This window comes from Brevundimonas sp. (genome assembly GCF_032017145.1).
Taxonomy (GTDB): Bacteria; Pseudomonadota; Alphaproteobacteria; order Caulobacterales; family Caulobacteraceae; genus Brevundimonas.
Map to the genome: position 1 here is coordinate 1 of NZ_DALZQC010000116.1, position 9,494 is coordinate 9,494.

A 9,494-nucleotide genomic window follows, 5' to 3' on the forward strand; every position below is an offset into this window, starting at 1 on the left:
CGACCGGCCCGGCCGCCGTTTCGAACCCGCCGCGCGCCGCGCCGACGCTGGAGCCGCCCTCTGCCGTCGGCCGGTCGCCCAGCAACAGAACGACAGCCGCGACGATGGCCACGACTGCGACCACCGCGGCGGTCCAGACCAGCGGCACCTTGATGTTCTCAAAAGGTCCGTCGCGAAACGCCACGGGCGACCTTTCACTCAAAAGGATTGGAATCGGCGGGACGCCACCCGCCGCACGCCCTGCCTATCGCAAAATCAAGGCCGGAATGGAACCGAGATCGTGCAGGCGGGGCAAGGATTTGCGGCCAAGCTTCCACCCGGCCGCCAAGGGATCGAACGACGCGATCAGAGCGCGGAGTCGAGCACGCCCTTCATCCAGCGCGGATGTTCCAGCACGCGGCCACAGCCGATGGCCACGCACGACAGCGGATCGTCCGCCACCGAGACCGGCAGGCCGGTGTGGTCGCGGATTTCAACGTCCAGACCGCGCAGCAGGGCGCCGCCGCCCGTCAGCATGATGCCCTTGTCGGCGATGTCGGCGGCCAGTTCCGGCGGCGTGGCTTCCAGCGCGACCTTCACGGCCTCGATGATCTGGGTGACCGGCTCGGCCAGGGCTTCGGCGGCCTGACGCTCCGAGATACGGACTTCGCGCGGCACGCCCTGCATCAGGTCGCGGCCCTTGACCTCGATCGACAGACCTTCGCCGTCGGCCGGGATGCGGGCGGTGCCGATGTCCTTCTTGATGCGTTCGGCGGTCGTTTCGCCGATCAGAAGGTTATGGTTGCGACGCATATAGCTGATGATGCTGTCGTCCATCTTGTCGCCGCCGACGCGAACCGAACGCGAATAGACGATGCCCGACAGCGACAGGACGGCGACTTCCGTCGTGCCGCCGCCGATGTCGACGACCATCGAGCCGGTCGGCTCGTGGATCGGCAGGCCGGCGCCGATCGCGGCGGCCATCGGCTCGTCGATCAGACCCACGCGGCGGGCCGAGGCGTTCAGGCAGCTGTCGTTGATCGCGCGGCGCTCGACCGCCGTGGCGCCGGACGGCACGCAGACGATGATCTTGGGGTTCACGAAACCCTTGCGGTTATGCACCTTGCGGATGAAGTGCTTGATCATCTCTTCGGCGACTTCGAAGTCGGCGATGACGCCGTCGCGCATCGGGCGGATGGCTTCCATGTGGCCCGGCGTGCGGCCCAGCATCTGTTTGGCCTCTATCCCTACGGCGTGGACCACCTTGCGGCCGCCGACGTTTCTCAGCGCCACGACGGAAGGCTCGTTCAGGACGATGCCCTTGCCCTTCATGTAGATCAGGGTGTTGGCGGTGCCCAGGTCCATCGCGATGTCATTCGAAATCGCGCCGAAAAGGGAAAAACTCATGGGAATCGATACCGTTGTTAGCTGGCCAGGGCGTCTTCAGTGTTCGCAGTCGACCTGGCGACGCCCCAACTGCCCCGACATCCCCACGCCGGACAGTTCCTGATCTTCGCCACGCCTACCGACGGCGGGTTTGCCTGTAAGAAAACGGGAATACAAGCCCCGATGACAGTCTCGTCATAACAGAAACCCGCAGGGGCCTTGCGCGCCAAAGAGCGGCGGACCGCCCCAGCCCCGCTCTCGGCCGCCGGATCGTCAGACGGCGGACAATCCTTCGGCCGCCAGCACGCGCTGAACGGCCGGTCGGGCCTGCATCCGGTCCAGATGATCGTTCAGCCTGGGGAACCGCGCCGGGTCCAGCAAGCCGGCCTGCCGCCCCCAGCGCGTAAAGACGCTCAAATAACCGTCCGCCACCGTATAGGCGTCGCCCATGACCCACGGCCCCCTGAACAGGGCGTCTTCCACCAGCCGGTATTTGACCAGGGCGGCTTCCAGCGCTGCGTCCTTGGCCTCGCCTTCCAGCGGCGGCCGCGCGAACAGGGCGCGCGACACCGCCGGATGCAGCGACGCCCCCAGGAAGCCGTTGAAGGATTGCATCTTGCCGAACTCGAAGCTGGAGTCTTTGTCGGCCAACTTCGCCTCGGGATGGGTCTGGGCCACATAACCCATGATGACCAGGTTCTCGGTCAGCACGCCCTCGTCCGTCGCCAGGGCCGGGGTTACGCCCGCCGGATTGATCGCCAGATAATCGAGCGTCTTCTGCTCGCCCTTCTTCAGGTCGATCTTGATCGCCTCATAGTCCGCGCCCGCCTCTTCCAGAGCGATGTGGGAGGCCATGGCGCAGGCGCCCGGCGAATAATAGAGCTTCAGCATCGCATTCAGTCTCCTCTGGCGGCTTCTCGCCGCTTGACCAATTCCCGCACGACCAGCATCAACGCCAACCAGGCCAGGGCCACGCCCGCCAGTATGGCCGACGTCCAGATCCCGTCGCCGCTGACCGCCGTCATGAACGACCCGCCGAAGAAGGCCACCAGGGCCGTCTTGGGCAAGACGCCCAACGCGCAGCCGGCCAGAAAGCCCATGAACGACGCCCGCGCGGCGCCGAAGGCCATGTTCACGACGATGAAGGGCGCCGAGGGCACATTGCGGATCATGAAGCTGGCGTAGAAGGCGTTCTTGCCGACGAACCGCGTCAGCCGCCCCACCGTCTTGCCGCCATGCCGTTCCAGCAGCCGCGCTGTCGGTCCGCGCCCCAGCCAATAGGTCACGCCCGCCGACACCACGGTCGCGATCCAGCTGTAGAGGAAGCCGAACCACGGCCCGAACGCCACCACGCAGGCCGCGATCAGTATGAACTGCGGCGCGCCGAAGAAGGCCGAGACCGTGAACACCACGATGGCCGCGACCAGCCCCCACGGCCCCTGCCGGAATCCGGCCAGCCAGGCTTCCAGCTGTTCTTCGGCGTCCAGGCCCAGCTGGCTCTTGCCCACCGCGAACAGGGCGATCATCGCGCCCAGCAGCAAGGCCGTCGCCAGCACTGCGCGCCAGCGACGCGCCTCCATGTTCGACAGGAAATCGATGATCCAGCGCATCAGACCGGCCGCTTATCACCCGCCGCCTGCATTAGCGAGCGTCAGCGCATTGTCCCGCGCGGCGACGGCGCGTAAACAACCCCGCCTCCCCGGCATGAATCTTTCAAATCGACGGGATTACGATGTCCAGCCTGCAATCTTCCGCCCTCGCCCGCGTCAAGCCTTCGGCCACCATCGCCGTCACCGCGCAGGCCCGGAAGCTTAAAGCCGAAGGCCGCGACGTGATCGGCCTGGGCGCCGGCGAGCCCGACTTCGACACGCCCGACAACATCAAACAGGCCGCCATCGACGCGATCAACCGCGGCGAGACCAAATACACCGACGCCGACGGCATGCCCGAACTGAAGGCCGCCATCGTCGCCAAGTTCAAGCGCGAGAACGGTCTCGACTACACACCCGCTGACATCCACGTCGCGCCGGGCGGCAAGCCGGTCATCTTCAACGCCCTGGTCGCCACCCTGAACCCCGGCGACGAAGTCATTGTGCCCGCCCCCTATTGGGTCAGCTATCCCGACATGGTGCTGCTGGCGGGCGGCGAGCCTGTCACCGTGATCGGCGAAGAGAAAGACGGCTTCAAGCTGCTGCCCGCGACCCTTGAGGCCGCGATCACGCCCAAGACCCGCTGGCTGATCCTGAACAGCCCATCCAACCCGACCGGCGCCGCCTACACCCGGGCCGAGTTGGAAGCTTTGGCCGGGGTTCTGCGTCGCCACCCCCACGTCTGGGTGCTGACCGACGACATGTACGAGCACCTCGTCTATGGCGACTTCGAATACACCACCATCGCCCAGGTCGCGCCGGACCTGATCGACCGTACTTTGACCGTCAACGGCGTGTCCAAGGCCTATGCCATGACGGGCTGGCGTATCGGTTACGCCGGCGGTCCCAAGTCCCTGATCGACCTGATGCGCAAGGTGGCCAGCCAGACCACCTCCAACCCCGCCAGCATCAGCCAGTGGGCGGCGGTCGAAGCTTTGAACGGCCCGCAGGACTTCATCCCCGAGCGCAAGGCCGCCTTCGAGAAGCGCCGCGACCTGGTCGTGTCGATGCTGAACCAGGCGACGGGGATCACCTGCGCCACGCCGGAGGGCGCCTTCTACGTCTATCCGTCCATCGCCGGCCTGATCGGCAATACGACGGAGGGCGGCGTGGTGATCGACGGCGATTCAACCTTCGCCGCCGAACTGCTGAACGCCGAGGGCGTGGCCGTGGTCCAGGGCGAGGCCTTCGGCCTCAGCCCCTATTTCCGCATCAGCTACGCCACTTCCGACGCGGTGCTGGAAGAGGCCTGCGCCCGCATCCAGCGCTTCACCGCCTCGCTGCGTTGACCCCGGTCGTCAGGCCGTCGCGGGTCCGAAGTCGGACGTGCGGCGGCCTGGCCCCTGGCGCGGCCCCTGGCGCAACGCGGTCTGGACGCGATCAATCAGTTCGCTGCGGCGATAGGGCTTGCCCAGCACGTCCATCGCCTCGGCCTGCGGGCCGTCCAACGCCATCTGGTCGTTATAGCCGGTCGTCATCAGGATGGCGGCGGCCTCGCTGTGCTCCCTGATCTGTCCGGCGAACACCAGACCGTTCATGCCGCCCGGCATCACCACGTCGGTAAAGACCAGATCGAAGGGGTTGCCTTCACTCAGCGCCGTCTCGAACAGGGTCAGCCCCTCCTCCCCGCTCAGCGCCACGGCGACCTCATAGCCGGTCTCGACCAGGGTATCGCGCGCCAGGGAGGCGATCTCGGCGTTGTCGTCCACCACCAGTATGCGGGGCGGGGCGGCGTCATCGACCGCATCGGGCCGATAGCGCGACGTCGGCGCCTCGGTCCCCTCCTCGTTCGTCACGGCGACGGGGAAGATCAGACGAACGGTCGTGCCGTCGCCCGGCTTGGATTCGATCTCCAGACGGCCGCCGGACTGCTGGGCGAACCCATGCGCCATGGCCAGGCCCAGCCCGGTCCCCTGGCCCGTCGGCTTGGTGGTGAAGAAGGGTTCGGTGGCGCGCGCCAGCACATGATCGGCCATGCCGTCGCCGTCGTCCGCCACGGTCAGGGTCACATAGTCGCCGGGCGTCAAATCGCGCGACGCCGCATCGCCGTTCAACGTCAGGGTCTCGGTGCTGACCGTCACGGCGCCCCCATGGGCCGAGGCGTCGCGCGCGTTCACCAGCACGTTCAGCAGCGCCATCTCCAGATGGACCGGGTCCACCATCACGCGCGGCAGGCGCCGACGCAGATGCAGCGACAGGTCGATCTTGGACCCCACGGCGCTGTCCAGCAGGTCGGAGATTGAGTTGACCAGTTCGGTCAGGTCCACGCCCTTGGGCTCCAGCCGGCTGCGACGCGCAAAGGCCAGCAGTTGCTGCGTCAGCTTGGCGCCCCGGTCGGCCGCCGTCGAGGCCACGCCGACGAACCGCTTCACCCGCTCTACGTCATCGGGCGCGGCGGCGATCCGCTCCAGACTGCCGCCAACCACCTGCAACAGGTTGTTGAAGTCGTGCGCCAGACCGGCGGTCAACTGACCGATAGCCTCCATCTTCTGGGCCTGGCGCGACACCTGCTCGCTTTCGCGGCGGCGCGTCACATCCAACTGGCTGGCGAAGAAATAGAGCAGTTCGCCCTGCTCGTCGAAAATCGGCCCCATGAAGACCGCGTTCCAGAACGGGCTGCCGTCCCGGCGATAGTTCAGAATCTCGACCGCGATGGCCCGCTTGGCCGCCACCGCGTCGCGCAGCTCGCTGACCGTCTCGCGGTCGGTCTGGGCGCCCTGCAGGAAGCGACAGTTGCGTCCCACCACCTCGGCTTCTTCGTAACCCGTCAGGTCCAGGAAGGCGTTATTGGCGAAGGCGATGGGATTGTCGGGCTGGCGCGGATCCGAAATGATCATCGGCATCCGCGTCATCTGGATCGCCGCGAAGAAGACGTCGCTCTGGTCGGCGAAACCCGGCTCGGTAATGGTGCTCTGGCGCCAGTGGCTCAGATGCGGCCCCTCGTGCGTGCCCGTCGTGTCCTTGCTTTTGTCGGTCATGATCGAAGCAACGCGATGAGGGGCCAGGGGTTCGTCACGGTCGGCTGGCCATGCCCAGTTTGATCGGCTTGGCGTCGTCGGACGCACCGCCCCCGCGCCGCACGCCCCACAGCAGGATGATCGGCGCGCCGACATAGATCGACGAATAGGTGCCGATCACGATGCCGAACATCAGGGCGATGGAGAAGCCGAACAGGGCCTCGCCGCCGAAGATGGCCAGGGCCGCCAGCACCATGACGGCGGTGACGCCGGTGATGATGGTCCGCGACAGGGTCTCGTTCAGCGACAGGTCGATCACGTCGCGCAGCGGCATGGTCTTATACTTGCGCAGGTTCTCGCGAAGGCGGTCGAACACCACCACGGTGTCGTTCATCGAATAGCCGATCACGGTCAACACGGCGGCCACCATGTTCAGGCTGAACTCCAGCTTGAACAGCACGATCAGACCGAACGTCAGGATCACGTCGTGCAACAGGCCGACCACGGCGCCGAAACCGAACTGCGGCTCGAACCGGAACCAGATGTAGAGGAACATCAGACCGATCGCGACGCCCAGCGCCAGCAGGCCCGAGGTGAACAGTTCGCCCGACACCTTGGAGCCGACGACGCTGACGCCGGAATAGTTGACCTGGCCCACGGCCTTGCTGATCGCGCCCTCGACCTGCTGGACCACCTGGGTCTGGTCGCGGCCTTCCGGCACCTGGAAGCGCAGGATGGCGGTCGATCCGTCATCGGCATTGGTGTCGCGTCGCGCAATGCCCTGCACCTGGACGTCGCCCAGACTCAGGCCGTTCACGGCCTCGCGCACGCGGTCCAGCTGGATTTCCTGGCCGGCGGGCTTGGACACTTCCATCGAGGCGCCGCCCCGGAAGTCGATGCCCATGTTCAGGCCCGGCACGAAACAGGCCACGATCGAGGCCACGCACAGGAGGATTGAGACAACGCCGGCCGCGCGCGAATATTTGACGAAATGGAAGTTCGTCTTCTGCGGCAGCAGTTTGATAAGGGGCCATCCACGCATCGCCATCACTCCGCGATCGGCAGTTTTTTGGGCTTGGCCTTCTTGAGCCAGTAGCCGAGCAGGACCTGGGCGACCAGGACCGAGGAGAAGACCGAGGTGAACACGCCGATGGTCAGGGTCCAGGCGAAGCCGCGCACCGGCCCCTCCCCGAACACGAACATGATGCCGGCGGCGACCAGGGTGGTCAGGTTGGCGTCGATGATGGTGCCCATGGCCTTGTTGAAGCCGGCGTCCATCGAGGCGATCACGCTGCGGCCCGAACGGGCCTCGTCGCGCATCCGTTCATAGATCAGCACATTGGCGTCCACGGCCACCGCGAAGGTCAGGATCAGACCCGCGATGCCGGGCAGCGTCAGCGTCGCCTGCGTCAGCGACATGGCCGCCACGATCAACACGCCGTTCAGCACCAGGCCGACCACGGATACGCCGCCGAACAACAGGCCGTAGGCCAGGATCATGAACACCACGATGATGGCGAAACCGACCGCCGTGGACAGGGCGCCGGCGGCGACCGCGTCCGCGCCCAGTTCGGCCGTCACGGTGCGGCGCTCCTCCACGTTCAGCGGCGCTGGCAAGGCGCCCCCGTTCAGCAGGTTCACCAGGGTCGAGGCTTCCTGGATCGAGAAGTTGCCGGTGATCTGGCCAGAGCCCGAGGTGATCGCGCTCTGGATCGTCGGGGCCGAGATGACCTTGCCGTCCAGGATGATGGCGAAGGGCTTCTGCAGGTTGGCGGCCGTCGCCTCGCCGAACCGGCGCGCGCCGGCGCCGTCGAAGCGGAAGTCGATGGCCGGACGCCCGCTCTGGTCTGAACCGACGCCCGCGCGGGTCAGGTTCTCGCCCGACACCAGCACGCGCTTCTTGACCAGATAGGGGGTGCCGTCCTCGCCTTGCAGCAGTTCGGAATCCGGCGGCACGCGGCCGGCCAGGGCGTCGTTCACCGAGTTTTCGACATCCACCATCTGGAAGGTCAGTTGCGCCGTCTGGCCGATGACCTCCTCCAGCTTGGACGGATCGCTCTCGCCCGGTGCCTGGACCACGATCCGGTCGGCGCCCTGCCGGGTGATGGAGGGTTCACGCGTGCCCAGGCTGTCGATCCGGCGGCGCACCACCTCGATCGACTGGTCCACGGCCGTCGCGCCCATGCCGTTCAGTGCGGCGTCGGTATAGGCGAAGCGAACGCGGCCGTCGCCCAGGCGCGTCGCGACGCGCTCGACCTGACCGCCCGGTCCGGTCTGTCCGCCCAGTTGCTGCAGCGCCTTGAACGCCGCGTCGGTCTGGGCCGGATTGGCCAGGGTCGCGATCACGCCGCCGGCTTCACGCTGAAAGCCGTTGGTGGCGATGCCCGCGCCGCTCAGCGTGACGCGCACGTCCTCGATCAGGTTGGTGACGCGCTTTTCGCGCATCTTCGGCACGTCGACTTCCAGCAGCAGGTACGACCCGCCCTGAAGGTCCAGCCCCAGATTCAGCGCATTCTTCGGCAGCCAGCCGGGCAGCGCCTCGCGCTGGGCCGGGCTCAACAGGTTGGGATAGGCCAGCAGGCAGCCGATGATCGCCGAGGCGACCACAAGGATGACTTTCCAGCGCGACAGCTGAATCATGAGGCGGTCCGGGTCTCAGCGATACGAGTGCGTATCAGGCCTTGGAATCGTTGGCGGCGATGGCGGTGCGGTTGCGCACCTCGGCGATCATCGACTTGACAACCCGCACATTGACGCTGGGCGCGATCTCGACGTTGACCTCGGCGTCCTCGACGCGCGTCACCTTGCCGATCATGCCGCTGCCCAGGACGACGGTGTCGCCGCGCTTGACCGCGCCGATGGCGGCGGCGTGTTCCTTGGCGCGCTTCTGCTGCGGACGGATCAGCAGGAAGTAGAACAGGATGAAGATGCCGATGATGGGCGCAAAGCCGATCAGTTGCGCCATCAAGCCGCCGTCAGCCGCTCCGCCCATGGGTAGTCTCCGAATACGAAAAGGGCGGCCCTCGTCGGCGCCCCCATTAAAACGAGGCGCGGAACCTAGTTCTGGTCATTGCAGAATGCAACGCGGCTAAAGCGTCAGCGCGGCAATACGGTCAGGGGATCGACCGCGACGGGGTCGTCGCCGCGCATCTGGCGCGTCTCGAAGTGGATCGAGGGACGTCCGTCGCCGGCCGTCAGGCCCACGGTGCCGACCTGCTGGCCCGCCCGCACGTCGTCGCCGTCCTTCACCGTCGCCGAGCCCAGATGGCCATAGACTGTGCGCCAGCCGTTGGCGTGGACGATCAGGACCGTCAGACCCTGGCCGACCAGATCGCTGCCGACATAGGCCACACGGCCGGGCGCCGAGGCGCTGACCGCCGCACCGGCCGAGGCGCCGATGTTGATGCCGTTGTTTCGCTCGCCCATGCCGACGGGGCCGAAGCGGCGAACGATGTCGCCGCGCACGGGCCACAGCAGATTCGGCTGTCCGACAGCGCCGGCGCCCGGCGCGGCCGGCGCCGGG

General features: G+C 66.8%; 9 protein-coding genes and 1 pseudogene. 1 reads left to right on the forward strand and 9 read right to left on the reverse strand.

Going from position 1 to position 9,494, the window contains the following annotated elements:
- The 4 genes and pseudogenes from RTU05_RS15200 to RTU05_RS15215 form a co-directional block, all read right to left on the reverse strand.
- Window positions 1–184, reverse strand: a pseudogene (locus tag RTU05_RS15200) (rod shape-determining protein MreC); the annotation flags it as partial.
- A gap of 161 nt (window positions 185–345) precedes the next feature.
- Entirely contained in the window at window positions 346–1,386 is a 1,041-nt protein-coding gene (locus RTU05_RS15205) for a rod shape-determining protein (protein ID WP_017504801.1), read from the reverse strand.
- 252 nt (window positions 1,387–1,638) lie between these two features.
- Entirely contained in the window at window positions 1,639–2,256 is a 618-nt protein-coding gene (locus tag RTU05_RS15210) for a glutathione S-transferase N-terminal domain-containing protein (RefSeq protein ID WP_312599192.1), read from the reverse strand.
- Between the two features lie 5 nt (window positions 2,257–2,261).
- A complete protein-coding gene (locus RTU05_RS15215) occupies window positions 2,262–2,975 on the reverse strand; it encodes a VTT domain-containing protein (protein WP_312599193.1) in 714 nt (237 codons plus the stop codon).
- A gap of 122 nt (window positions 2,976–3,097) precedes the next feature.
- Here RTU05_RS15215 and RTU05_RS15220 point away from each other — a divergent pair, with 122 nt between their 5' ends.
- On the forward strand, window positions 3,098–4,303 hold the full coding sequence (locus RTU05_RS15220) for a pyridoxal phosphate-dependent aminotransferase (RefSeq protein ID WP_312599194.1): 1,206 nt from the start codon (window positions 3,098–3,100) through the stop codon (window positions 4,301–4,303).
- 9 nt (window positions 4,304–4,312) lie between these two features.
- Here RTU05_RS15220 and RTU05_RS15225 read toward each other — a convergent pair whose 3' ends face one another.
- From RTU05_RS15225 to RTU05_RS15245, 5 genes are all read right to left on the reverse strand, one after another.
- The gene (locus tag RTU05_RS15225) at window positions 4,313–5,992 is read right to left on the reverse strand and encodes a histidine kinase famiy protein (protein WP_312599195.1); all 1,680 of its coding nucleotides are present in this window, start codon (window positions 5,990–5,992) and stop codon (window positions 4,313–4,315) included.
- A 34-nt stretch (window positions 5,993–6,026) separates the two neighbouring features.
- Window positions 6,027–7,019: a protein translocase subunit SecF gene (gene secF / locus RTU05_RS15230; protein WP_312599196.1), complete on the reverse strand. Its 993-nt coding sequence runs from the start codon at window positions 7,017–7,019 to the stop codon at window positions 6,027–6,029.
- Window positions 7,019–8,611, reverse strand: a complete 1,593-nt coding sequence (secD, locus tag RTU05_RS15235; protein WP_312599197.1) for a protein translocase subunit SecD — start codon at window positions 8,609–8,611, stop codon at window positions 7,019–7,021. Before secD ends, secF begins: the two co-directional genes overlap by 1 nt.
- A gap of 34 nt (window positions 8,612–8,645) precedes the next feature.
- Entirely contained in the window at window positions 8,646–8,963 is a 318-nt protein-coding gene (gene yajC, locus RTU05_RS15240) for a preprotein translocase subunit YajC (protein WP_248116815.1), read from the reverse strand.
- Window positions 8,964–9,067: 104 nt separating this feature from the next.
- The coding region (locus RTU05_RS15245) for a peptidoglycan DD-metalloendopeptidase family protein (RefSeq protein WP_312599198.1) at window positions 9,068–9,494 on the reverse strand (427 nt) is incomplete at its 5' end.